Genomic DNA, 24,146 nt, shown 5'->3' on the forward strand with positions numbered 1-24,146 from the left:
AAACAGCAGTATGATATAATTATATTAAGGGAAAGCGAGGAAGCTATGCCTGAGAAAATTACTGATGGTAAAGTTAAAAAAGGTTATGCAGTTGATGATGGTGATGTTCAAGAGTCCATAGAGTTTTATCTGCATCTTGTCCAGGAAGAAGAAAAGAATAATTATCTTGAGAATGTTGAAGATGCCAGCAATGATGAAGTTACAAGCAACATTGTAACGCCAACCAATACTAAAACTCCAGGAAATGAAGATGTTAATAAAGCAGAGGTTAATGACTCAGGGGTCAAAGATCCAGCAACCGTGAAAAATCCCCATGACAAATTATTCAAAAATTTATTTTCAAGTCCGGAATTTTTCAAAGACTTCTTGAAGGTAAGTGTTGGTGAAGACTTTGCAGATAAGTTGGTTGCTGGCAGTTATGCAGAGGCAAAGACAGATTTCATCGGCAGAGATTTGCAGGAGTATTACAGCGACATCATATATACAGCCAGAGTAGGGAAGACCGAGTATCAGTTCGCATTTTTAATCGAGCACAAATCCTATCCAGATAAGCAGGTAACATTCCAGATCTTAAATTACCTCCAGAAGATGCTTGAGAAAAGCTGGAGCCAAAAGAAATTCATCCAGCCAGTACTGGCCTTTCTTGTCTATCATGGCGAAGGCAGCAGCAGACTAATAGATTTCGATGCAGAATACAGCCATCTCCCAGAAGAGATAAAGTGTGATCTATTCGGCGTAAAAATCAGAGAAGTTAATATAACAGAGCTGGACCCCAATGCGATAAGCAATAACCTGCTCTATATTTCTTATCTGCTGGTAAGTATCAACCGTGCAGAAGATAAAAGACATCATATCGAGTTCATCCTAAAGCAGATGGGCAATAGCAAAGACAGGAAATTAAGTGAATTCGCCAAAGAGAAATTAGATATAGTATTATATTACCTCTTTAACATGACCGAATTGCCCTATCAAGAGCTTAAAGAAATTATTGAAAAATATTTTACCGAGGGGGTAGATGAAATGAAAACAACAGCTGACCAATTAAGAGAAGAGGGAAGAGAAGAAGTAAGGGGAGAAGAATTAATAGAATCAATTAAATTAATGTATGAAATGAAATTTAACAATAAAATTTCAGATGAAATAATAAAAGTTCTTGAAAACCTAAGTGTGAGTGAATTACAAAAAGTAAGAAACATGATACCAGAAATGGATTCCCAGGATAAGTTTGAAGAATTTATAAGAGAATAAACCTCCACCCTAAATCATCAGGCCAGAGCCCCAGCCCTGGCCATTTTTTTATGCCAGATCAAATAAATTTTCAAAACCTAAATTATATATAGCAGATTCAAACTAAAACCTACATTATATATAGCTATTAAAAGTATTCCTACATTATATAAGATAAATAACCTGGTACCTCCACAGCAGCCAGATCCAGCAACACACCTCTAATCTTTCACCTCCAATAGCATATCTCCTATATCAGATCGCCAGGCCCTTAATTATTAATTCCAATCAACCCACCAATCACAGCCCTGGCCAGCTTTCTAAAATAACCCCCATCCTCCAGCAACTCCTGGTCCCTGGTGCCAGTCAGAAAGAGAGGCTCAATCAACACCGCGGCCATCCTGGTCGCCTGCAGCACATGAAACCTGTCGCTGGTCTTAACGCCCCGGTCAGGCAGCTTCAGCCGATCAACCATCGCCGACTGCAAGGCCCTGGCCACAACCTCCCCGGTCCCACTCCCGGGGAAATAAAAACATTCAGTCCCACTGGCCCCGGCGCTAGCCGCCCCATTATGATGCACAGATAAAAAGAGATCAACGCCATAGCCATTGGCCAGCTCAGTCCGCCTGCCCAGGGCCATATCATAATCGCCGCCCCGGAGCATATAAGCATCCAGGCCAGCCTCAAGTGCCTGGCCAAAAATCTCCGCCCCGAGCCTGAGGTTCAAATCCTTCTCCATTATTTTATCGCTTTCAGGCCTGGAAATAACGCCGCCGGCTCCAGTATCGGCCCCGGTCTCACCACCTGACCTTATATTACCGCCAGCCCTGGCCACAGCCCCAGGATCACCGCCCCCGTGGCCAGCATCAATCGCAATCGACCCAATCAACCGCCTGCCCCTCAACTCATCGCCCTGGCCCATAATCCCATTAACATTTCCATCCATTTTACCGCCTCCTAAAAAATTTTTTAAAATCCAGCAAAAAATCATTAAATGCACCCACCCCCTGTATTTATTCCAGCCAGAAGGTGATAGAATTAAAAAGTAAGTTAAAAGACCTCCAGAATCTCTCGCCCCGGGGCAAGGTCTATAGCCAGCCAGGCTATCAACCACCACAGCTACCCCAGAGAGAGGAGGCAGCCGCATGGAGGAGATCATCGAACTCTTTGTCAACTACGGGTTCCCGGCAGCAATCTGCATCCTCCTATTAACCAGGGTAGATAAAATCCTTATCTCCCTGGTCGAATCTGTCGCCACTGTAAGGGCCATCCTGGAAGAACGCTCGGCCAAAAAGTAAGCCGGCCAGGTTAAGGTTACGGCCAGCCTCATCGCTAGCCAGGCCAGAATTGACCGCCAGCCCTGGCCAAAGTCACCAGTCAGGAGCCAGGCTTATTTACGGCCAGAACCCCTCAACCAGGAACCAGCTGCACCGGCAGAAGCTACCGCCAGTCAGGCGCTAAGCCATCGCCGGCCAGCTGAAAGAACCACCGCCAGCAGGCCAGCTCACCGGCCCTGGCCATCATCACCGCAGGCAAGGCCAAAAGCAACCGCAGCAGGGAGCGCCATCCCAAAGTCAGCCGGATTCCAGGGAAGAACGTCTGGCAAGCGCACACCAGCCGGATTCCAGGGAAGAACGTCTGGCAAGCGCATCGCCAGCTGGATTCCATGGAAGATAATCCAGCAAGCGCACACCAGGCAGGACTCCACCAGAACCAGGCGAGATTCCTGGAGAGACCACCTGGCAAGCGCACACCAGGCAGGATTCCACCAGAACCAGGCGAGATTCCTGGAGAGACCACCTGGCAAGCGCACACCAGGCAGGATTCCACCAGAACCAGGCAGGACTCAAGGGTCACCAGGCCAGATTCCACCAGAACCAGGCCAGAATCAAAGATCACCAGCCCACTCCCTGCTCAACAGCCAGCGGCTCAGCCTGCACCACCCAAAAAAGGAGAGGATCACCATGGCAAAAGTAACCGCACCACTCTTTTCAATCGAGGCCTCAGGCAAATTCGGAGACTCCATGGTCTTCGGCAAATGGAAAGGCATCAACTATGTAAGAATGCATACAAAGGCCAACCAGCCCAACACCAGAGCCCAGATCGCCGTCAGAGACAAATTCCGCCAGGCAGCCGCACTCTATCAGCGCCTGTCCGGTAGCGACAAAGCCGCCTGGAAAAGAAAAGCCGCAGGCCAGCCGCTAACAGGCTACAACCTCTTTATCAAAAGAGCCAAGGCCATAATCAACTCCATGCCCGTCTTTAACCTGATCTCAGCCGTCGAAATCGAAGAAGAAGCCACAGACAGCTGCACCATCAGCTTCATGGTCGATAAAGACGGCCCGGTCGAAATCAGATACGGCAACACACCGACAGCCCTCCATAACAGCACAACAGTTATGGCCGCAGCCGGCGAAATCAACTTCGCAGATCTAGAAGACCTGGATCCAGAATCAAACTACTACTTCACAATCGACCAGGAGACCCAGTATCTATTTCCACCGACCACAATCGACTCATATACAGTCGGTGCCGAAGGCGCCAACGCAGTCCTATATGCCGTAACAGCGGTCATCGCCGGCAGGGAGACAAACCCCAGCATGGCCCACATGAGCTCAGTCCCGGACTTCGACGTCTTCGATGACGACAACTTCGTCGAAATCAACTGGCAGCCAGTCGATGGCGCCGAAGAATACCGCATCTACCGGATGGAAACAACCGGTGACCATCCAACAGGTCTGGTGGCCATCAACCAGTACTCCAGCTTCCAGGATACCGGCCTTACACCAATCAAACCAGACATCATCCCGGCCAAAGAAAATACCGCCCGCCACTTCGCCGGCGAGGCCGGAATCTACAGCTTCCAGACCATCTAACCAACATCTAACCAGGCACTAACCAGACTCTAACCACCAACTAACCAAACCAACCAGATAACTATCCCCTGAAGAGCCTGGCAATCGCCAGGCTCTTATTACGTTAAACCGCCACCAACCCTACACCAACCCTACATCACCACTTCCCCCCCTCAATCTGATAGGCTGCCGAAAACCCACAGCCGCCATCCTCCTCCAGCATAAACCAGTACCAGGCCTCCTTATCCAGGCCATCAATCATAAACCCGCCAGCACCGGTATCAAGAGTAAAAGCCTTCTCCAGCATCAAAATCCTGTTATAGCCACCACCGACCCCCCCAATCTCCCTGTCGGCATAACAGGAATAATGGCCCCCGCCAAAGATCACATTATAAGTCGCCGAACTCTCGCCATAAAACCCCACATCCAGCAGCCGGCCACCCTCAACCCTCAGACTATCACAGGTATGGATATCAACCCCATAAACCGGCAGAAACTCCTGGCCGCCATAAAGCGCCTTCATCGCCTTCTTCATAAAAAGGTTATGGCCATTAATAGCCAGCCCCGCCGTCATCTGATTATAGGCCTCCCTGTCAGCTTCAGTCAACAGCCTGGAAAGCCCGGCCGCCTCCCTGAAAATATTCCTGCTCTTTTTCACAGCCTCACTATTTCCCCCATCATGTTTGACATAACTCCTCACCAGCTGCCTCCCATTCCGCTGAAAAAAGACCACCTCGTCATTTAACTTACCACTTGCCGCCATCGACATCAGCGGCGCCTTAACCTCTGCCATAAAAATCATCTCCTCTCATAATTTAAAGCCATGCCTCAACCAGCAATCCTCGCCTCAACCAGCAATCCCAGCCTCATCTTAAGCTAACTCTCGCCCCAACCAGTCACATCATAGCTTCGCCTCAAACCAACTCCCGCTCCGGGATCCCGGCTAATCGCATCAAGCCCCAAGCCCCAGCGCCTCGGCAATCAACTCCGCATCCGGCACCATCTCCTCAAAACTCCCGACCAGCTCCAGCTTCCCACCATTAGCCCCGCAGATACTGCAAACTTCAGCCTCCAGCCCGCCCTCGCCAACAATCAAAACCAGCTGATTCCCACAGCTATTACATTTAACAATTATCACCATCATCAATTCCCCCTTATCATAATTTAAAAAACAAGATCCCTGCCCTCGGCACCGCAGATAACACACTGCAAATCATAAAGATCCTCGCCATCATAAAAACCAAACTCACTGAGCTGGCCGCAGTTCTCACAGTAAATCCCCTCAAGCATCCCAATCACCTCCCTTCAGCCATAACCAACCAGCAAAGCTATCCACTAACTAAATTATACTAACCATCTGCCTGGCAAAAAAGAACCACCGGGAGCATTGAATGCAAAAACTTAAAAAAATAAATAAATTTATAAAAATAAATAAAATTACAAAAAACCACTTGACACAATTTATAGAATATATTATAATTAATTAGTTTACTTTGAGAATAACTTCTAAATACTAGATAAAAATACCATGTAAAATATAATAACCAACAAATAAAATATAATACCCATAATATTCTTCAGAGCAAACAAAAAATTATCAGCAGCATAAGCCCCGGGTCACCGGCAACAGATGCCCTGGGGCAAAAACATGCCTGAAATCAGAGAGAGGAGTGATCATAATAACAGGGAAAAATAGGAGGACAGGCTATAGATTCACAAATAACCAGCTCCAGGATTTCTTCAAAGGCAAAGCATTAAAACTCAAGCGTCCACCCTCCAAAAGGGAGATAGACGCCGATCCAGAGCTACCATCGTACTCCACCTACCTCCGCCGATTCGGCGGCAAAAGCAATATCTGCAATATTTTGCAGATAGATAATATCCCGGCAGATATCCACCGGCAGCTCTGCCAGGACTGTACCCTAAACCCCACAAGCTGCAACCAGGACCCATTTGACTGCGCCAGCGAGGCCAATCTCTATTACCGGTCCACAAACTCAAGAAAACTAATATAGGTAGCTGGTACCCCCCTTAAACATCGCTAATATTAGCAGCACCAACAGTTGACACCAGTTATCAACAGGTGCCAGGCACCTAAGGCATAACCACGAACCACCTGGCCAGACCGATACGCCAGGGAGGGCATAACCATGCCAAAAGTTGTGATATATAACACAATCATAAAATAAAAGATTAGGAAAAAAAGGAAGAGGTGTATAAAATGACAACAAAAACAGAGACCAAACCAGCAGAAAGAGAGACAAAACCACATATCAACCCGTTTGTACAAATAGACAGTAGAGTGGCCAGAGACCCGAAGATTCCGGCAACACAGAAGGCCCTCTATCTCGTCCTTAAAAGCTACAGCTGGCAGGATGGCCACTGCTATCCCAGCCAGGAGACCCTGGCCAGTGATCTAAATTTTAGCGACAGGACAATTAGAACCTGGCTTAAAGATTTAGAAAAATATGGCCTGATAAAAATCGTCCATCAGGGGATGAATGAACCAAATATCTATTATCTAAAAGATATAAACTCGATTTACAAAGAAACCGACCGGAAATCTCAGGTAAGTGAAAATAAAACCGACCGGAAACCACAGGTAAAACCGACCGGAAGCGGGTTTCCCCCTACTAATAAGCACTTGACTAATACTCAGTATATATGCCAGCCAGAGGCTGCAAATCAAAACCAGGAGACCCCGCCGGCAGACTCTCGCACCGAATCAGAATCACACCAGGGGCCAGAATCACCGCCGGCCTCAACAGGCCCATCAGCGGACCAGCAGTCATCGACGGGCCTGGACCAGGCCCCAGCAGAACCAGGAGCACCACAGGATCCAGCAGGATCATCAGCGGCCGGATCAGCAACAGAACAAGAATCACCGCCGGCCTCACCAGACCCATCAGCGGCCCGGCAGATCAAAAAAGCCAGGAAGATCCCTGGCAAAAGAGGCTACAAATACCCGGCCCAGTTCGAAGAGTTCTGGCAGGCCTATCCCAGGTCCAACGGCAAGCGGCCAGCCTATTTAAAATGGGAGAAGCTGGTCATCAACAAAAAGACACCGCCAGAGGAGATCCTGGAGGCAGCAGCCAATTACCGGGACCTCTGCCAGCTAGAGGGCAGGAGGCAGAAATTCATGCTCCACCCCAGGACCTTCCTGGGCCCGTCAGACCACTGGGTCGATTATCTCAACTCCGAGCTGGAGGCAACAGGCCAGCTGGCAACCCTGGAGGCCGCCAGAAAGAGGAATCAGGGCCAGGCAGGCCGGTCTTCAGGCAAGGCAGGCCAGAAAGCAAGAAAGCCAGGCCAGCAATCAACCAGGCCAGCCAGCCCGGCCGGAGCTAAGAGCCGCCGCAACACCAACAGCACCTCAAAGAGCAGGGCCAGGGCAGCAACTTCAGCCTTCAGCCTGCCGCCAGTCAGGGCCATGCCGGCAGACTTAGCCAGGGAGATCGACCAGGAACTAATCGAAATCATAAAAAGCAAAAACCAGAGCAACAACAAAAATCAGAGCAAGACGCCGAAAGGGGCAAAATAAAAATGGAAACTAATATGAAAATGGTAGAAAGAACAGTCATCGGAATCTGCTTAAACGACAGAAAGAACGAAAAAGGCCTGATCTCAGAGCTGATGGTCGAAATGAAATCAGAACACTTCACCGACCCGGCCTCAATCAGGATCTTCAACTATATAGAGGATAACTTCGCAAAGGGCAAGCCAATAGCCATAACCAGAATGCTCTCAGAGATCGAGATCCCTGAAAGCTATTTCGACTTAGGCTTCCTCCAGGTCGAGGAATTCGATGGGCTCCTGGACAAGCTAAAAGATGAATATGCCAGGCGCCAGCTTAACACCGCTTCCAGCCAGCTGGCCCGGCTGGCAGCAGAAAATATGTCAGCCGATCAGTACCGGTCGAAGGCAATCGAGACCGTTTTTGCCTGCACCGATAACACCTATGGCAGCAAGGAGATCTACAGCTTTTCCCAGGCCTTAGGCCTGGTCCAGGCAGACCTCACTAAAACAGCTGAGGGCGAGCCACAGGGCATCAAGACAGGCTTCTATAGCTTCGATAAGACCTTTGGCCGGCTCAGCCCCGGCTACCTGGTTCTGCTCGGCGGCCAGACATCCATGGGAAAATCTGCCCTCGCTCTCAACATCAGCTACAACGCAATCGCCAGCGGCAAGCGGGTCATGTATCTCTCCCTGGAGATGACAGCCAAGGATATCAGCCAGCGGCTCCTTTCCAGGCAGGGCAAGATCAAGGGTTCGGTCTTCCATTCAGATAAAGTCAGCGAGGCCACCCTCAAAAAGGTCGAAGAGTCAATCGACCAGATAGGCGATTACCCCCTCTATATCAGCGACAAGCGAGGGCTGACAGTCGCCGAGATCAAAGCCCAGGCCATCAGGGCCAAAAGCCGGTACGGCCTGGATATGCTGGTTATCGACTACCTCCAGAATATCGACCATGTCGAAAGGGGCAATATTGCCATCTCAGTCGGCGAGACAGTCAAGGCACTAAGAGACTTTGCCGGAGATTTAGAGATCCCGATCCTGCTCTTATCCCAGGTCAACCGTCAGGTAGATGGCCGCCCGGAGATGAGCCACCTCCGGAATTCAGGAGTTTCAGAGGAATCAGCCGATATCGTCATGTTTATTTACAGGAGCGACTATAAGGAGGAGACCAGGCTCCAGCATTCCCGGGAGGTCCAGGAGGCCGAGCTGATCATAGCCAAGGGCCGGACCAGAGGCGTCGGCTATATCCCCCTATACTGGTATCCCAACTACCAGCTCTTTAGGGACAAGCACGAGGTAGATGCCGAAGAAAAATACAGACAGTCAATCTCCTAGTCCCATTATGGAGGAGATTTCCAATAGAAATAGTATTATAGTAATAGAGGTTAAAGAAAATTAGCACAATTTACTCACAAAGGCCTGACCTGAACTCTAGCAGTCTACCAGGTCAGGTCTAAAATCAAATTATCCTAAGGAGGAGAAATAATAAGATGTTAAAATTTTTAAAAGAAACAAAGGAACAGGTCCAGGAGGAGCTCAAAGAAAATTTCAAGGAGAGAGCCGACGGCAGGAATATTAGCATGTTACTGGAGAATAAGGTCAAGGGCAAAGAGCACCAGCAGCTGGCCGCAGAAAATAACCTGACCAGGACCAGGGTCAGCCAGCTCTGCAAACCAATCGATAGAAAGCTAGGCCGGATACTCCCGGCCAGGGAGATAGAGATAGTCACCTGCCTCGATGAGATCTTAGGTGAGGATAAACTACTCTACCTGCCAGAGGCCTTAGGCCAGGCCAGGCCTGGCAGTAAACCAGCTACTTCAGCCGGCCAGGCCCAATCCGGCCAGGCCCAATCCAGCTCAGCTCAAACAAGCAAGGCCCAACCGAGCCTGGACCAGGAAAGCCTAAAGGAGCTGACAGAGGTCATCAGGCTCTATAACTTCTGTGCAGGCCGCAAGCTCTACCTCATCGCCGATCTCTTTATCAGCCGGCTCAAGCAGGCCGAGGTCAGGGAGCTGCTGGCGGCTAAAATCAGCAAGGGAGGGGCCGGTCTAACTGTTAAAAGGGCAAAGGTAGCCCTGGGCAGCAGAGGGCTCAGCCAGGCCGGTTTTAAGGCCCTTATGAGCTGTTTCAGGCATTTCCAGCCCTATGACGGCAGGGTCTATCATGCCCTCAATAAAAATGAGGTGGCCGCAGCTATCCTCTGGACCTATTTTCCAGATGGCCTCAGCCTCAGGGACAGCCAGCAGATGCAGGAATTCAGGGAGATCTTTGCAGACTTCATTCAGACCACCGGGCTCAACCATACCAGCAACTCCATGGAGACCCTCTTTAAGAACGATCAGCAGTATTCTATCAACATAGGCAACCTGGTCTTTATCCATAAAGACCGCCTGGAGGTGAACGAGGAAGCCTTAGAGGAGGTCAGGGCCTTCATCGAAGCCGACCTTGAGGTAATGGAGGAGACCAACATCCAGCGGCTCTACCCGGAGTTCAAGGGCAGGCCAGGCTTTGATTTTATCAAATCGGAGACCATGTTTTTTGCAATCCTCAGGGAACGCCTCGGCGACCAGTTCGTCTTCCATAACCGGGACCGGATCCTGCCAGATAAGATGCGGGGCAAAAAAATCAAGTCCAAGGGCCAGCTGATCAAAGAATATATCGAAAGCCATGGCGGCACAGTCAAACAGAAGCAGACCTGGAGGCATTTCGCCAACCAGTACGGCTGGCATTACCCCCAGTGCAGCAAACAGGTCTCCATGAATGACTCAATCGAGACCAACAAAGACCTGGGAGTCAAATACCTGGTGATCAATTAAAGCCTGCTCAATTAATTGCCTGCCTATTAAATTAAGCTTAAAGAACAGCTAGCCCCTGGGTTAAAAAATTAAGCCTGGGGGCTATTCTGATTTTATAGGTCTATGTTTTAATTATGTAAAAAATCATAAAGTTTCTAGCTTAGTCCAGTTATCTATAAGTTGTCTAAAAATAACTAAAGTTTTTTAAATTATTTCGAAATATATGCAGGAAGTATTAAATTTACAGAGAAATAGATTAGGGAAGCCTGGAATTATTCTAGTAAAAGTATAAAAATAAGGGAGCTGAACTAATTGCGGAAAAAATTATTATTATTAATCTTTGTTGGGTTGTTGGTCTTTAGTCTATCCGCCTGTGATAATGGCCTTGTAGATGAAATCAGAGAGGATAGCGAGGAAAACAACGAATATATTGAACATGAAGATTATGAAATTGTTGAAGGTTCAATAGTCGGAGGACTTTCAAGTCATTACTTAGCAAGTTCAGCTAATATTTCATCTCAAAATAATGGAAACCCTCATAATTATATTGCAGATGAGATCTGGGCATTCCCGATTATTACTGACGATTATGGCTTTGCAGATCTATCATTTTTGCAGTACAAAACTATATTCCCGATAAAAAATAATGGCCAGTTTAATATTGAATTAGATAATCTTCCGGATTTTGATAGATTCTTATTTGTACTTGCTGATTCTGAAGCAGAAGACCGAAGAGATAGAATTATAGATTTTGTTTCAATTAGAGGAAATAATAATTTAAGAACAATTCCAGCCAGAGGAATTACCGAGGGAATAGCTTTAGGAAACTTAAATAGAAATAATGATGAAGCAGTTAGCAGCGTCAGACTTGAAGAATTAAGAGACAGATTTACAAATCATTCTTTAGAAGAGCTGGAAATTATTGCAGCTACAGATAACGCCCTAAAAGCCCTGAAAAACTATTATGTAAACTACAATGATGAGACAGGAGAAGAATTTTCTTTTAGCTTTTCATATGGTGGTCATGGTTATATAGAAGAAATTAATAATAACTATATCGATGTAGATTTATACGAGTGGTCAAATCCATTATTTCATGTAAGGACAAATATGGGAGATGAGAATCCTAAAAAGCTTATTCCTCCTGCTGGCAGTAGCAATAGTACCCTGGATTTAGGTATCAGTCATGATGGAGGCAGCTATTACTCTTATTTTGGAACCTTCCATGAAGAAATCTCTGAAGGTTTCTGGACCCTTAAAGAAGACAACGATGAATTAGGATATTTTGATTTTTCTTTTACATTAGATTTTGATGATAACGATGTACCTTTAACTATATTGCCATCAGTTAAGTTAAACACGGAAGATGAAATTGTTAAAAGTATTTCTATTAAATGGTATATCAATAGTTCTGAGGGTTTAACAGAAGTTAGGGATATTGATATTTTAGAAGAACTTGTAATGGGAGCTTTTGTTCAATTTGATAATGGCATTACTATGCCAGTTGAGGTAGGACAGGATATTACTGAATTTAACTCTGAAGTTGAGTTTAGAGATCAAATTGACTGGGAAGGTTTGCATATGGACAACTTCCAGAAACTAGATTATAGTTTATTTGGTATTTCATTTGAAATGTCTTTTCAAGCAGAACATTAATTTGTAACTATTAATTATTTAAATTTTAATAGTTATTTAATATCAAAACATGACCCTGCCAGGGCTTTTTCTGGCAGGGTTTTAATTGGTTATTATTTTATTTTTAAGATAAATAACATCCGATTGATTTTTCTTAAAATTACTACTGCAAAATTTTCTTTGATATTTCCAAATAATGCTTGACAAATACAACTCAATTTAATATCATTAGGTATGTCAGTTCAAAAGTTGAACAAGGTGATATAATAAGATTGGAGCTATACATAATGCAGGAACAGGAATACACAATTTTAGAGGCCTTAAAGGAGCTTGACAGCCCCAGTCAGAGGCAGTTAGCCGAGGAGACAGATCTCTCTCTAGGCAAGGTAAATGCCATAATTAAGAGGCTGGTCAGCAGAGGGCTCTTACAGGTCGAGCGGCTCAATACCCGCCATTTTAAGTATATTCTGACCCCAGGTGGGCTAAAGGAGCTGACAACCAGGTCCTTAAATTACATAAAGAAATCCTATCAGGCAGTCCAGCAGCTCTCAAAGGTGATCAGAGCCCATGCTCTCAAAGCCAGGGAAGCCGGCTGGCAGCTCTACCTCTATGGCCCTGACGATGAGATCGGCGAGCTGGCCCAGAATATCCTCAGTGAAGAGGGGATTGATTACACCAGGCCGGCAGAGATCGCTGAGATAACAGGCGGTGAATATGCAACTGTGCTTTACTGGCTGCCAGATGATCATATTCAATTGCTTGAGCAGTTTGGTGATTTTGAGACTGTTAATTTAGTTAATGTTTTGAGATTAGAATAACTCATTACTATTAAATTTTAACTTGATTAAAAAATAATAAATTTGGGGTGATTAAAAATTAAATTAAAACAAAATATCAAAAAAATTAGACCGAATATAATATTTAAAATAACAATTCTTTTTTTATTGCTTTCATATATTTTGACTTATTTGATTGATGCCAGAAATATATTTGGGTTACAGGATTTTTTAATTAATAATCTAGATACTCCATTTTTTTGGTATCATTGGTTTTTAACGCCAGTTGAAGAACCTTTACAATGGTATATGCTAGGAGCAACATTTTTTGTGTTTTCATTTATAGCTGGAATTGCTTTTATGAATAAAGATAAAAATACATTTAAATTTTGGGGTTTAATGAGTTTAGGTTTATTATTTATGTTAGTAGAAGATGCCGGTGATGTCAGGCATACATATAGAGCTATTATAACTAGAATATTTGAAGCAGAAGGCTATGGTTTTATGGGGACAATTTTTGAACTAGTTTATTTTTTAATAATTGGACTAATCTTATTGTTTGCAATTTATAAATATTATTCAGTATATAAAGATTATAAAAATACTAAATTATATCTTGGTCTTGGATATGTATTTTATGGTTTAGGAGTTTCGGCTTCTTTTGTTGGTTCAGCTTTTAATCCAATTTTAGGATTTAGTGTTTATGAAAGAATTGGTGTAATTTTTGTTGAAAATATTTTCTTAAATAATCAACAAATTATTGATGCCTATATATTAGCTACTGAACAAACAAATATTAATTTTATGTTTATGGATAGAGTTTTCGAGGAATCTTTGGAGTTGCTTGGTGCTGCAGGTCTTCTATGTTCAGGTTTATATTTTTTAATTGCTTACCTTAATAAAAATGAATTATTAAAATAAGAAGTAATAGTGGTGGATATTATGGCAGAAAATAGAGAAGTATAAAGCTAGCTAGTGATAACTGCTGAAGAGAAAAGTCTTTCTTTTAGCAAGTTAAATGCCATAGTTAAACTGCTTAGTAGTCGATGGATATGTGAATCGAGCGGCTCAATACCCGCCATTTTAGGTATATTCTGACCCCAGGTGGGCTAAAGGAGCTGACAACCAGGTCCCTAAATTACATAAAGAAATCCTATCAGGCAGTCCAGCAGCTCTCAAAGGTGATCAGAGCCCATGCTCTAAAGGCTAAAGAAGCCGGCTGGTAGCTCTACCTCTATGGCCCTGATGATGAGATCGGTGAGCTGGCCCAGAACATCCTCAAAGAAGAGGGGATTGAATATAGCAGGCCGGCAGAGATTGATGAGATAGCAGGCGGTGAATATGCAACTGTGCTTTACTGGCTGCCAGATGATCAGGTTGAGTTGAGTGAGCGGTTTGGTGATGATGGGGTTGTGAATCTGGTTAATGTTTTGGGGGTTTAGTGATTTGTAATAAATAAGTTATTTTAAATTTATATAGAGGTGAAATATGTCAAGAAATTTAAAAGATAATACGGTACAAGGAGTAAACTGGAGTTTTCTAAAAGTACTTACTACAAATGTTTCACAATTTTTGGTTGGAATTGTTTTAGCCAGATTAATTGCTCCAGATAAGTTTGGACTTATAGGTATGGCAATGATATTTATAAGTTTTGGAAATATATTTTCAACTTTTGGTATTAAACAGGCAATAGTTCAAAAGAAAAATTTACTAAAAGAAGACATAGCTACTGGTGTATTATTGTCTTTAATACTAGGGCTATTAATATATTTAATTACATATTTTTTAGCGCCATTGATAGCATTATTCTTTAATGAAGATATTGTTACAAATTTAGTCAGATTTTTAGGTTTGACATTTCCGGTAAAAGGATTAACTGCTGTTGGTTTGGGTTTATTAATGAGAGAATTCGATTTTAAAAAAGTATTTATAGTTTCTTTTACTTCATATATATTTGGTTATGGAGCGGTTACCGTTCCTTTAGCTTTTTTTGATTATGGTGTCTGGGCACTAGCAATTGGAAGTTTATCTCAGGCAACATTACAGACTTTAATAGTATTGTTTATCACTAGAAATAAAGTCTCTATAGGTTTTAATCTTCAGTCAGCTAAAGATTTATTATTTTTTGGAGGCGGAGTATCAGGAGTTAGCATTTTTAACTCAATATCTGGAAAAGTAGATTACTTAATAGTGGGTAGGTTTATGTCAGCAAATCATGTAGGTTTATATACAAAGGCTTTTAATTTAATGCGAGTTCCTTTAATAGCCTTTTCTCATGTTTTAGGAAATGTTTTATTGACATCATATAGTTCAATGCAAGATGATAAAGATCTTTTAAGAAGGTCTTATTATAAATCAATTGAAATTATTAATTTATTATCATTTCCACTATTAACAGGGATGGCAATAAGTTCTTATTATATCATTGTTGGACTTTATGGGGTTGAATGGGTAGGAGCTGTTCAGGCTTTTAGAATTTTATGTTTTGCCGCATTCTTTAAAGTAACTTTACATTCATCTGGAAGTGTAGCTAAGTCGCAGGGATATGTTTATGCTGAGGCATTAAGGCAGATGTTTTACGCCATAATAATAACTGTCGGTGTTTTAATTGGAGCTCAATTCAACTTGATAACAGTAAGTATTGCAATTGTAATTGGTTCATTAAGCTTTGCAATAATGATGTTTAGGTTATGCTTAGATATAGTCGATGGTGAATGGATTGATTTATTAAAAGCCAGTAAAGGTGGTATTGTCTTAAGTATACCAGTTGCTTTATCAAATTTTATTACTATATATATATTTGATTTATATGGCGCTCCTTATAATTATACTATTGGATTGTTTATATTAATTTTAGTTTCTGCAATATCATTATTTATGGGAGTTATATTAATACCAAGTAAATATAAAGGTAAAGGTTTGAAATGGATTTTTAATTTATATGGGAAATATTTACCTGATAAAATTAATGATATAATTTTAGGGTTTTTATAAGGAGGACTATATATGAGTGATTTTATATTAAGTAATGAAATTGGAGATGCAGAAAAGTTTTCCGATTATATAAAATCTATTTACTCGAATAAAGATATTATATGGACAGGGTAATTTTCTTTTTGAGTAAATAAGTTTGAATTTCAAGCGGCTGGTGAGTCGTGGGCTGCTGCAGGTTGAGCGGTTGAATAATCGGCATTTGCGGTATATCTTAACGCCTGGCGGGATAAAGGAATTGACTGCGAGGTCGTTGAATTACATAAAGAGGTCTTATAGGGCTGTGCAGGAGATTCCGAAGGTTATAAGGCACTATGGGTCAGGAGTCCAGGGAGGCTGGCAGAGAGCTTTGTATATATGGGCCTGACGATGAGGTTGGCGAGTTGATAGGTAATATACTGAGCGAAGAGGATATGGCCTATTCCAGGCTGGTTAATATTGAGAAGATTGAGACGGATGATGGGGTGGCGATACTTTACTGGCTGCCTGATAATCGGCTGAGTTGAGTGAGAGGTTTGAGGATGATGAGGCTGTGGTGCTGGTTAATGTTTTGATTGGTTAGTAAGTTTAAGATTATAAATTGTTTCAATAATATAAAATATATATGAGAATAAGTGAGGTTTTGAGATAATGAATTCTAATTTACTTTTTGGAATAGTTGGTGGTATGGGACCAGAATCTACTAATAATCTGTATAAAAAAATTATAGAAAATACACCAGCAAAATATGATCAAGAGCATATAGAATTATTGATTTATAGTAATCCTAAAATACCTGATAGAACTAAATCTATTATTAATAATAACTCTGATGCATATAATTATTTATTTAGTTCCTGTGAAAAATTAGTTGAAGCAGGGGTTGATTATATTGCGATAGCTTGTAATACAGCACATTATTATATAGAGGATTTAAATAATTCATTTAATACACCTTTCATTAATATGGTTGAAGATACTGTAAAGAATCTATCTCAACGATTAAATGAAAATAATAAGGCAATATTATTAGGAACTAGAGGAACAATAGAATCAAAAATTTATCAAAGGTTTTTAGAAAGAGATAATATTAACTATAAAGCTCCTCATAACGAACATATAAACAGTTTAATGGATATAATTTATTCAATAAAAAGTAAAACTTATAAAAACAAGAAGGATTTCATTAATATAATAAATGAGATATTAAATGATTTAAATTATTGTAAAAATGATATAGTTATTCCAGGGTGCACAGAACTATCATTAATTTTTGATCAAATAGAAATTCATAATATAAAATACATAATTCCAGAGGATATTTTAGTAAAAAAAATTATAAAAATTCATAAAAAGGTTGGGAATAAAATTGAAGCAATTTATTAAAAATTTCATAAAAAAGTATGATTTCCTTTACAGTGCATATAATAAAATTAGAAACAAATATATAAGATGCATTTATATACCATTAGAAAAATCAACGAATTATAAAAATGAAAAAAAAGTCTTTGAAAATAAACATGGATATAAATTAAATTTAAAAGATCCCAAAACATTTAATGAAAAAGTGGTTTGGAAAAAACTATATAATCGAAACAAATTATTGACTATTACGCAAGATAAATTTCTTTACAGAAAATATATTAAAGATAAATTAGGGTCTAAAAAGGCTAATGATATATTAGTGCCATTGATTCATAGTACTAAAGAACCTGAAAGTATTTCATTTAATTCTTTGCCTGATGAATATATTATAAAACCTAATAATGCAGCTGGTAGATATTTTATTAAAAGAAAAGAAGATAAAATAAACAAAGAAACAATTATAAAAAATTGTAAAGAATGGCTTAGCAAAGTGTATGGTATAAAACTGCATGAATGGGCTTATAAAGATATTGAACCTAGAATTCTAATTGAAAAATTAATAACTGATGAAAATGGGTCGATTGCTGATGATTATAAATTCTTTTGTTATAATGGGAAATGTAAATTTGTTCAAGTGATTTCAAATAGACATGTTGATGAAAAGCGTTCAATATATACATCTGATTGGGAATTTTTAGATATTAAATATAAAGGATATAGATCTGTACCTGGAGTAATAAAACCTAAAAATTATAATAAAATGATTGAAATTGCTGAAGTTTTATCTAAAGATTTTAATTTTGTTAGGATTGATATGTATAATATTAATGGTAACATCTTTTTTGGAGAATTTACACATTATCCAGTTTCAGGTCATGGGAAAATAGAGCCTGTTGATTATGATTATGAGTTTGGTAAGTATTGGGATATAAATAAAGATGAAGCAAGAAAGTAAGATTAAAAGAAAATACAGTTCAAGGTGTTAATTGGAACTTTTAAATGTACTTACAAAAATGTGTAACAGTTTTTAGTAGGAATTGTTTAAGCCAGATTAATTGCACTAGAAAAGCTTGGCGTATTTATCATTTAATCTGGAGGAAGAATTTTTTGCAGAAATACAATTAAGTAGCTATCTCAGTTTGTATCTGGCAGTAGTTACCATTTTAGTTTCTGGGATTATCGCTTATTTCCTTTACCAGGTAGAAATACAGCAGAAAAAAAGGAAAAGCAACAACAATTAAATCAAAATAAAGAGATGATATTTTTCTTTTTTGATAGAGCTATTGAGTAGGCTTTTAAAAGTCAGCAGGAAACATTCTGGAACAGTTTTGATTTTGTAGATATCAATGAAAATATCTTTACCAGAATAAATTCTATAAAGAATCTCTTGAATAATGAGCAATTTATGCTGCTGAATAAGATAATGGATAAGCTCAAAAGCTTATCTGAACTGGAATTGGTTGATAATTATCCGGTTATTAGAGATGCGGTTGCTGACTTGATGAAATTAATTACTGTGCCTGAGTATTCGAGCTTTCAATTTCAGCTTAAAAAAGCGGAAACAGTCTATGATCTTTTTAATGAAAGAGCTATTGTAATATATAATATTCTTGCACCTGATGATAGGCAGCAGATTTATTTTAAAGATAAGATTTTTGATCAAAATAACAATCTAATATTGGAAAGAGATGGCGACAAAACTAAAATTTTTAATTCTGATGGCCGCCAGATATGTGATGCCGTATTTGATAGTCAGGGAATTGTTAAAGGTAATGCTGAGATTTTTGATTATGAAGGCAATTTAAAATTTGAGGGAGAGTTTGAAAATCATCAGTGGAATGGCCAGGGAGTCGAATATCTTTATGATAGGATAAAAACTAAAGAAGGTACCTGGCAGGAAGGTGAGCTCGTTGATGGAGTTATTTATAATGTGCTGTTAGAAGATGAAGAAACATTATTTACAGACGAGCCTCAATTTCTGCATCAGTCCGAACATCTTTTTTCTTTAGCTGACACTGATAATGAACTTTTAGTTGGCCATTTAAAAGTTAATGATGGAGATTATCATATTATGCAGAATAGTTTAAAAAAGGCCAAAGAGGCATTGGAATCATAAATATTGAATCGTCAAAAATTAATAATACAGGCTGAGTTGTTTGCCAGGATATGAAAAATAGCTGAAAATCTTTGACAATCAATGGCAAAATATAATATAATTGAGGTCGTAGTTTAAGTTGTAAACAGAGGTGATTTGAGGTGGAATGTGATAGTTAGGTTTTGGGAGTTTTGTTCCCAGTTTATATTTTGTGGGTTAAGTTAAAATTTTTCTATTGTAATGAGAGCAGGTGTAATTTAATAATGAAAGAAGAACCTTTGGTAAGTGTAATAATTCCTACATATAAAAGGCCTGGTATGCTTGGTAAGGCTATTGATAGTGTTTTGAATCAGACTTATGATAATATTGAAATTATTATTGTTGATGACAACGATGACAATGAGTATAGAATTGATACTGAGGAGTTTATGGCAGATTATTTAAGCGAATATGATAATATTAGGTATATTAAACATGAAAAAAATAAGGGTGCTTGTGCTGCTAGAAACACTGGAATAAGAAAGTCTAAAGGTAAATATATTACTTTTTTAGATGATGATGATCGTTATTATAGAGATAAAGTTAAAAAACAGGTTAAAGCATTAAATAAATCAAAGTGTAAAGTTGTATTTTGTGCTCATAAAAAATTTTATATAAGTAAAACCAAGGATATTATTTCATCAATTCAAAAACCTTTTTTACCGGAGTTTAAAAAAGAAAAATTGTTTTATAAAAATATTTTAGGTCCAACATCTGTAATAATGATTGATTCTTCTGTTTTTGAAAAAATAAATTATTTTGATGAAAAATTAAAATCAAGACAGGATTTGGATTTATATATTAGATTATCTCAATATTTTGATTTTGAGTTTATTGAAGAACCTCTAGTGAAGATGTATATACATGATAATGAAAGAATTTCAAATAATACCAAAGGTAAAATTGATGCACATGAATATTTTTATAATAAATATCATAAAGAGATCAATGAAAACAATAAAATTAGAAGTTCTTATTTGAAATTACTAGGTGATTTATATTATCAAAATAATGATTATGTAAATTGCAGAAAAAATTATATCGCATCTTGGAAATATAATAAAATGAATATAAAGTCATTGATATTGTATTTAACAGTTTTAATAAATCCTAATTTTAGAAATTATATAACTAATGTAAATAAAACAATTAATGATAAGTTAAAATGATTCAAGTATTAAAATATGATCACAATAAGTTTAAAAGTATTAAATAAACTTACAATCAGAAAAATTGTCATTTGTTTGGTAACTGTAAACGCTACGATGATAATTTCAAGAAAATTATTGTTGATCTTTATCATTCAGGCAGTTCAGTATCTGACCTGGAAAGTGAATATGGAGTAACAAAAGTAACAATATATAAATGGATCAAAGAATACAGTGAAATAGAGATTGATAAAAAACACAACAGTAACTAATAAAGAAATGCTAAAGGTTTAAAAAGAAAATGAAATGTTTAAAGACTTAATTATGAATATATATTTAGAAAGCAAAAAACGTTATGGTGCTCCTAAAATAACTATTAAGCATAAAAAATTAGGGCACAAAATTAGCGTTAAAAGAGTCCAGAGACTGATGCGAGAACTAAATATTAGATCTATTGTAAAGAAGAAATACAAACATTACAGCAGCAAATTTAATTTTAAAAGAGGCATAAACCTCTGAAAAAGAGATTTTAACGCATCAGGAATTAATAAAAAATGGGTGACCGATATTACATATATTCATACTTTAAAAGACGGCTGGTGTTATCTTGCCTCAGTAATGGACCTATTTACAAAAAAGATTGTTGGATACTCATTTTCTAAGACAATGGATACTAAAATAACTTTAGAAGCTTTAAATAGAGCTTATAACAAACAGAAACCAGAAAACAAAATCATTATTCATTCAGATAGAGGCAGTCAATATATATCAGATATTTTTAGAAATAAAGCTAAAAATCTAGGTTTTATTCAATCCTTTAGTTCTAAAGGCAATCCATATGATAATGCAGTAATAGAGTCATTTCATGCAATTCTTAAAAAAGAAGAAGTCCATCATAACAAATATAGAGATTATCATGATGCCTCTTTAGCTATATTTCAATTTATTGAGGGGTGGTATAATAGAAATAGAATACACAGCAGTATTGATTATATGACTCCTAATGAATTTGAAAAGAAAGCATTATCGGTATAACAGAAAGTTAAACTATTTGTGTCCAGGTTATTGACTTAGTTAGATCCATGTTTATTAAGATCTTTATTATTTAAAGCCTTAGTTTTTTATGAATTTAATTTAAGTGTAAAAACGAAAAATACAAGAAAACGTTTGATTAATAGTATTTTTTATAAACTTATTATTTATAGGACGTGTTAAAATGAGAATTTTATATATAATTATTGTTTTTTTGGGATTTACATATTTTTTATTTAAAAAGAGATATTTTGATATTTTTTCTTTAGCTTTTTTTAGTTATTTTATATATTTTTTACCAGCATTGTTTGGATATATTAATTATCCTGAAGGTAGTCAAGGTGAATTATTAGATGAAACTTATTTAGTTTATATTATAGTTTTAACTTCAGTAATAATAGGAGCTACTTTATTTGATATTTTTAATAAAATTAGTTTTAAAAAAATAAAAATAAATATCAATAATATTAAAAACAAAAAATATTATAATTGTTCAATGTTTGTGTTTATTATCTTTTTTTTGTTGTTCATTTACTTGAATTTTAATGAGTTAATATCACCAGGAAAGCCAAGTTTTGGTCGAACACATCATATGTTTACATTAACCATTAGTATAAGTATTTTGATTACATATTTATTAAATAGAAAGAGAACCACAATTTTTTTGTTGGTTTTATTGCTTATAGATGTATATGGCGGTAATAGAGAGGCTTTTGCAACTGTTTTTTTGTCTTTATTCGTGATTTATAACTATAAAAATTATGGAAAAGCAAAAATGGGATTTAACATAAGCAACTATATATTAGCCATGAGTTCTGGGGTTTTTTTATTCTCTTATAAACATATATATCAAGCTGTTTTAAGAGGAGATTGGGATTTAGTCTTTAATAGAATTACTTCGTTTGAATTTTACATTAATAGTATTACAGATTCTGAACCATTTATTACTCAAATGATATTAAATAAGACTATAGAAGAGTCTTTTGAAATTGGAATTGAGTATTTATTTAGTTTTATTGTAATTATATTTCCATTATCAAATTATTTATTTAATATAGATATTTTCACATTTAGCTCTGAATTTACTAAAACTTTTTATCCAGATATAAGTTTTGGTTTAGCTAGTAATGTTTTTGCTGAAATAATTGCTTTGAATGGATTTTTTTCATTATTTATTTTTATTATAATTAATTTAATTATAATATCTATTGCTTCATACTTTCTAATTTATATTGATAATGTTTTGATTAAAAGTGTTTCGATTTTAATGTCAAGTTATTGGGTGTTTTTTTTAAATAGAACAGGTTTGCTTTACCAACTTACTATTCAAAGAAGGCTTATATTTTGGTTTATGTTAATATTAATAATTTCATATTTTACTAATTTAATAAAATTTAATTTTAGTTTGAATAATTAGTTCAATTTATCATTGCAATTTAAGAAAAAGAAAAATTATTTATTTCTTCAGTTATAATTTTATATTTTATTTTAAGGTATTCTAATTATATAATTGGTAATAATCGAATTATTCCTTTTGAAAATATCTTGTTTTAAGGGTGATGAAAATAAAAATAATATTCTTTCTATCAAATCTTGATGGTGGAGGAGCTCAAAGAGCTGTTGTCAATGTTATAAATAATATTAATAATAACTTATTTGATATAAAACTGGTTTTATTAAATTATCATAAAGATCAAGCTTATTCTAACTTAATACCAGAATTTGTTGATATTATTGATTTAAATACTAGAGGAAGATATTCAGTTTTTAAAATTAAAAATTTAATTCAAAAAGAAAACCCAGATATTTGTGTTGCAACTTTACCTCAAGTTTGTAAAGCGGTTATGATAGGACATTTACTTTCCAATCATAATTCTAAAGTTATTTTTAGAGAATCAAATTATAGACCTAAAAAAAATATGAGTTCAATTAATTTTTACTTAATGAAGATGACATATAAATATTGTGATTATGGAATAGCATTAACTAAAAAATTAAAAGATCAGATGATTAATCAATATAATATAGGTCATGAGAAAGTAAAAATAATTCATAATCCTATTGATTTAAATTATATTAAATCACAAATTCAAAATAAAAAAATAGAAATCAATAAACAACACTTTAATTTAGTAGCTTGTGGTAGTTTAATCAAACAAAAAAATTTTTCAATGTTAATTAAGTCAATAAAACTAGTAAAAAAAGAAGATAAATATAATAAAATTAAATTAAATATTTTAGGAACTGGTCCATTAAAAAATAAGTTAGAAAAATTAATTAAAGAAAATAATTTGATAAATGAAGTGAGTTTATTAGGATATAAAGAAAATCCACATAAATATATGGCAGAATCTGATTTGTTTATTTTATCTTCATTTTATGAAGGTATGCCTAATGTTATATTAGAATCTATGGCTTGCAAAACTCCTGTTTTATCAACGGATTGCCCAACAGGACCAAAAGAAATTTTAGGAAATAATAAATACGGGTGGATAGTTCCTAATAATGATATTGAAGCTATGGCGAACAAAATTAAATATTTATTTGAGAATAGAGAAGAATTAATAGAAATGAAGGAAAAATCAAATGAGAGGATTAAAGACTTTGATGTATTGAAAATAGCAAAAAAATATGAAGACTTATTTTTGAGTTTTAAGTAATTATGCTCTTGTTATTATTATTAATTTAGAAAG

General features: G+C 37.5%; 21 protein-coding genes and 1 pseudogene. 18 read left to right on the plus strand and 4 right to left on the minus strand.

Annotated elements, in window-relative coordinates; genetic code table 11:
- Nucleotides 1–1,248 (plus strand): Rpn family recombination-promoting nuclease/putative transposase (locus I0Q91_RS05475; protein WP_270453410.1); only part of this gene is annotated, 1,248 nt, incomplete at its 5' end.
- A 250-nt stretch (nucleotides 1,249–1,498) separates the two neighbouring features.
- Here I0Q91_RS05475 and I0Q91_RS05480 read toward each other — a convergent pair.
- Complete coding sequence (locus tag I0Q91_RS05480; protein ID WP_270453411.1) at nucleotides 1,499–2,173, minus strand: N-acetylmuramoyl-L-alanine amidase family protein; 675 nt, start codon at nucleotides 2,171–2,173, stop codon at nucleotides 1,499–1,501.
- Between the two features lie 199 nt (nucleotides 2,174–2,372).
- Here I0Q91_RS05480 and I0Q91_RS05485 point away from each other — a divergent pair, with 199 nt between their 5' ends.
- Entirely contained in the window at nucleotides 2,373–2,525 is a 153-nt protein-coding gene (locus I0Q91_RS05485) for a hypothetical protein (protein WP_270453412.1), read from the plus strand.
- Nucleotides 2,526–3,191: 666 nt separating this feature from the next.
- Nucleotides 3,192–4,103: a hypothetical protein gene (locus tag I0Q91_RS05490; protein ID WP_270453413.1), complete on the plus strand. Its 912-nt coding sequence runs from the start codon at nucleotides 3,192–3,194 to the stop codon at nucleotides 4,101–4,103.
- Nucleotides 4,104–4,239: 136 nt separating this feature from the next.
- On the opposite strand, the gene I0Q91_RS05495 is transcribed toward I0Q91_RS05490, so the two are convergent.
- The 3 genes from I0Q91_RS05495 to I0Q91_RS05505 form a co-directional block, all read right to left on the minus strand.
- Nucleotides 4,240–4,875, minus strand: coding sequence for a hypothetical protein (locus I0Q91_RS05495; RefSeq protein ID WP_270453414.1), 636 nt, complete (start codon nucleotides 4,873–4,875; stop codon nucleotides 4,240–4,242).
- Between the two features lie 159 nt (nucleotides 4,876–5,034).
- The gene (locus I0Q91_RS05500; protein WP_270453415.1) at nucleotides 5,035–5,229 is read right to left on the minus strand and encodes a hypothetical protein; all 195 of its coding nucleotides are present in this window, start codon (nucleotides 5,227–5,229) and stop codon (nucleotides 5,035–5,037) included.
- 17 nt (nucleotides 5,230–5,246) lie between these two features.
- Nucleotides 5,247–5,372, minus strand: coding sequence for a hypothetical protein (locus tag I0Q91_RS05505; protein WP_270453416.1), 126 nt, complete (start codon nucleotides 5,370–5,372; stop codon nucleotides 5,247–5,249).
- A 931-nt stretch (nucleotides 5,373–6,303) separates the two neighbouring features.
- On the opposite strand from I0Q91_RS05505, the gene I0Q91_RS05510 reads away from it, so the two are divergent.
- The 15 genes and pseudogenes from I0Q91_RS05510 (at nucleotide 6,304) to I0Q91_RS05580 (ending at nucleotide 24,113) form a co-directional block, all read left to right on the plus strand.
- Nucleotides 6,304–7,623, plus strand: coding sequence for a helix-turn-helix domain-containing protein (locus I0Q91_RS05510; protein WP_270453417.1), 1,320 nt, complete (start codon nucleotides 6,304–6,306; stop codon nucleotides 7,621–7,623).
- A 2-nt stretch (nucleotides 7,624–7,625) separates the two neighbouring features.
- Nucleotides 7,626–8,933: a replicative DNA helicase gene (locus tag I0Q91_RS05515; protein ID WP_270453418.1), complete on the plus strand. Its 1,308-nt coding sequence runs from the start codon at nucleotides 7,626–7,628 to the stop codon at nucleotides 8,931–8,933.
- Between the two features lie 155 nt (nucleotides 8,934–9,088).
- Nucleotides 9,089–10,414 (plus strand): hypothetical protein, encoded by a 1,326-nt coding sequence (locus tag I0Q91_RS05520; protein ID WP_270453419.1) that lies wholly within the window; start codon nucleotides 9,089–9,091, stop codon nucleotides 10,412–10,414.
- Between the two features lie 291 nt (nucleotides 10,415–10,705).
- Nucleotides 10,706–12,049: a hypothetical protein gene (locus tag I0Q91_RS05525; RefSeq protein WP_270453420.1), complete on the plus strand. Its 1,344-nt coding sequence runs from the start codon at nucleotides 10,706–10,708 to the stop codon at nucleotides 12,047–12,049.
- Nucleotides 12,050–12,315: 266 nt separating this feature from the next.
- Nucleotides 12,316–12,846 (plus strand): winged helix-turn-helix transcriptional regulator, encoded by a 531-nt coding sequence (locus tag I0Q91_RS05530; protein WP_270453421.1) that lies wholly within the window; start codon nucleotides 12,316–12,318, stop codon nucleotides 12,844–12,846.
- A gap of 141 nt (nucleotides 12,847–12,987) precedes the next feature.
- Nucleotides 12,988–13,725 (plus strand): hypothetical protein, encoded by a 738-nt coding sequence (locus tag I0Q91_RS05535; protein ID WP_270453422.1) that lies wholly within the window; start codon nucleotides 12,988–12,990, stop codon nucleotides 13,723–13,725.
- Between the two features lie 567 nt (nucleotides 13,726–14,292).
- A complete protein-coding gene (locus I0Q91_RS05540) occupies nucleotides 14,293–15,798 on the plus strand; it encodes a lipopolysaccharide biosynthesis protein (protein ID WP_270453423.1) in 1,506 nt (501 codons plus the stop codon).
- Between the two features lie 311 nt (nucleotides 15,799–16,109).
- Nucleotides 16,110–16,301: a hypothetical protein gene (locus tag I0Q91_RS05545; RefSeq protein WP_270453424.1), complete on the plus strand. Its 192-nt coding sequence runs from the start codon at nucleotides 16,110–16,112 to the stop codon at nucleotides 16,299–16,301.
- A 124-nt stretch (nucleotides 16,302–16,425) separates the two neighbouring features.
- Entirely contained in the window at nucleotides 16,426–17,160 is a 735-nt protein-coding gene (cuyB, locus tag I0Q91_RS05550) for a cysteate racemase (RefSeq protein ID WP_270453425.1), read from the plus strand.
- A complete protein-coding gene (locus tag I0Q91_RS05555; RefSeq protein WP_270453426.1) occupies nucleotides 17,144–18,094 on the plus strand; it encodes an ATP-grasp fold amidoligase family protein in 951 nt (316 codons plus the stop codon). Before cuyB ends, I0Q91_RS05555 begins: the two co-directional genes overlap by 17 nt.
- A gap of 468 nt (nucleotides 18,095–18,562) precedes the next feature.
- Complete coding sequence (locus I0Q91_RS05560) at nucleotides 18,563–19,255, plus strand: toxin-antitoxin system YwqK family antitoxin (RefSeq protein ID WP_270453427.1); 693 nt, start codon at nucleotides 18,563–18,565, stop codon at nucleotides 19,253–19,255.
- A 242-nt stretch (nucleotides 19,256–19,497) separates the two neighbouring features.
- The gene (locus I0Q91_RS05565) at nucleotides 19,498–20,442 is read left to right on the plus strand and encodes a glycosyltransferase family 2 protein (RefSeq protein WP_270453428.1); all 945 of its coding nucleotides are present in this window, start codon (nucleotides 19,498–19,500) and stop codon (nucleotides 20,440–20,442) included.
- A 71-nt stretch (nucleotides 20,443–20,513) separates the two neighbouring features.
- A pseudogene (locus I0Q91_RS05570) lies at nucleotides 20,514–21,456 on the plus strand (IS3 family transposase).
- Nucleotides 21,457–21,637: 181 nt separating this feature from the next.
- The gene (locus I0Q91_RS05575) at nucleotides 21,638–22,870 is read left to right on the plus strand and encodes a hypothetical protein (protein WP_270453429.1); all 1,233 of its coding nucleotides are present in this window, start codon (nucleotides 21,638–21,640) and stop codon (nucleotides 22,868–22,870) included.
- A 142-nt stretch (nucleotides 22,871–23,012) separates the two neighbouring features.
- Nucleotides 23,013–24,113 carry a glycosyltransferase gene (locus I0Q91_RS05580; RefSeq protein ID WP_270453430.1) on the plus strand — a complete coding sequence of 367 codons (1,101 nt, stop codon included), beginning with the start codon at nucleotides 23,013–23,015 and terminating at the stop codon, nucleotides 24,111–24,113.
- Nucleotides 24,114–24,146 lie beyond the last annotated feature (33 nt).

Source organism: Halonatronomonas betaini (genome assembly GCF_015666175.1).
Taxonomy (GTDB): Bacteria; Bacillota; Halanaerobiia; order Halanaerobiales; family Halarsenatibacteraceae; genus Halonatronomonas; species Halonatronomonas betaini.

What these genes read in the sequence shown, in the direction of transcription:
- I0Q91_RS05485 (WP_270453412.1), top strand. Translation starts at nt 2,373, where the DNA reads ATGGAGGAGATCATCGAACTCTTTGTCAACTACGGGTTCCCGGCAGCA.
- I0Q91_RS05560 (WP_270453427.1), top strand. Translation starts at nt 18,563, where the DNA reads ATGGATAAGCTCAAAAGCTTATCTGAACTGGAATTGGTTGATAATTAT.
- I0Q91_RS05580 (WP_270453430.1), top strand. Translation starts at nt 23,013, where the DNA reads ATGAAAATAAAAATAATATTCTTTCTATCAAATCTTGATGGTGGAGGA.
- I0Q91_RS05565 (WP_270453428.1), top strand. Translation starts at nt 19,498, where the DNA reads ATGAAAGAAGAACCTTTGGTAAGTGTAATAATTCCTACATATAAAAGG.
- I0Q91_RS05540 (WP_270453423.1), top strand. Translation starts at nt 14,293, where the DNA reads ATGTCAAGAAATTTAAAAGATAATACGGTACAAGGAGTAAACTGGAGT.
- I0Q91_RS05520 (WP_270453419.1), top strand. Translation starts at nt 9,089, where the DNA reads ATGTTAAAATTTTTAAAAGAAACAAAGGAACAGGTCCAGGAGGAGCTC.
- I0Q91_RS05480 (WP_270453411.1), bottom strand. Translation starts at nt 2,173, where the DNA reads ATGGATGGAAATGTTAATGGGATTATGGGCCAGGGCGATGAGTTGAGG.
- I0Q91_RS05575 (WP_270453429.1), top strand. Translation starts at nt 21,638, where the DNA reads ATGAGAATTTTATATATAATTATTGTTTTTTTGGGATTTACATATTTT.
- I0Q91_RS05515 (WP_270453418.1), top strand. Translation starts at nt 7,626, where the DNA reads ATGGAAACTAATATGAAAATGGTAGAAAGAACAGTCATCGGAATCTGC.
- I0Q91_RS05495 (WP_270453414.1), bottom strand. Translation starts at nt 4,875, where the DNA reads ATGGCAGAGGTTAAGGCGCCGCTGATGTCGATGGCGGCAAGTGGTAAG.
- cuyB (WP_270453425.1), top strand. Translation starts at nt 16,426, where the DNA reads ATGAATTCTAATTTACTTTTTGGAATAGTTGGTGGTATGGGACCAGAA.
- I0Q91_RS05490 (WP_270453413.1), top strand. Translation starts at nt 3,192, where the DNA reads ATGGCAAAAGTAACCGCACCACTCTTTTCAATCGAGGCCTCAGGCAAA.
- I0Q91_RS05530 (WP_270453421.1), top strand. Translation starts at nt 12,316, where the DNA reads ATGCAGGAACAGGAATACACAATTTTAGAGGCCTTAAAGGAGCTTGAC.
- I0Q91_RS05505 (WP_270453416.1), bottom strand. Translation starts at nt 5,372, where the DNA reads ATGCTTGAGGGGATTTACTGTGAGAACTGCGGCCAGCTCAGTGAGTTT.
- I0Q91_RS05510 (WP_270453417.1), top strand. Translation starts at nt 6,304, where the DNA reads ATGACAACAAAAACAGAGACCAAACCAGCAGAAAGAGAGACAAAACCA.
- I0Q91_RS05545 (WP_270453424.1), top strand. Translation starts at nt 16,110, where the DNA reads ATGGGTCAGGAGTCCAGGGAGGCTGGCAGAGAGCTTTGTATATATGGG.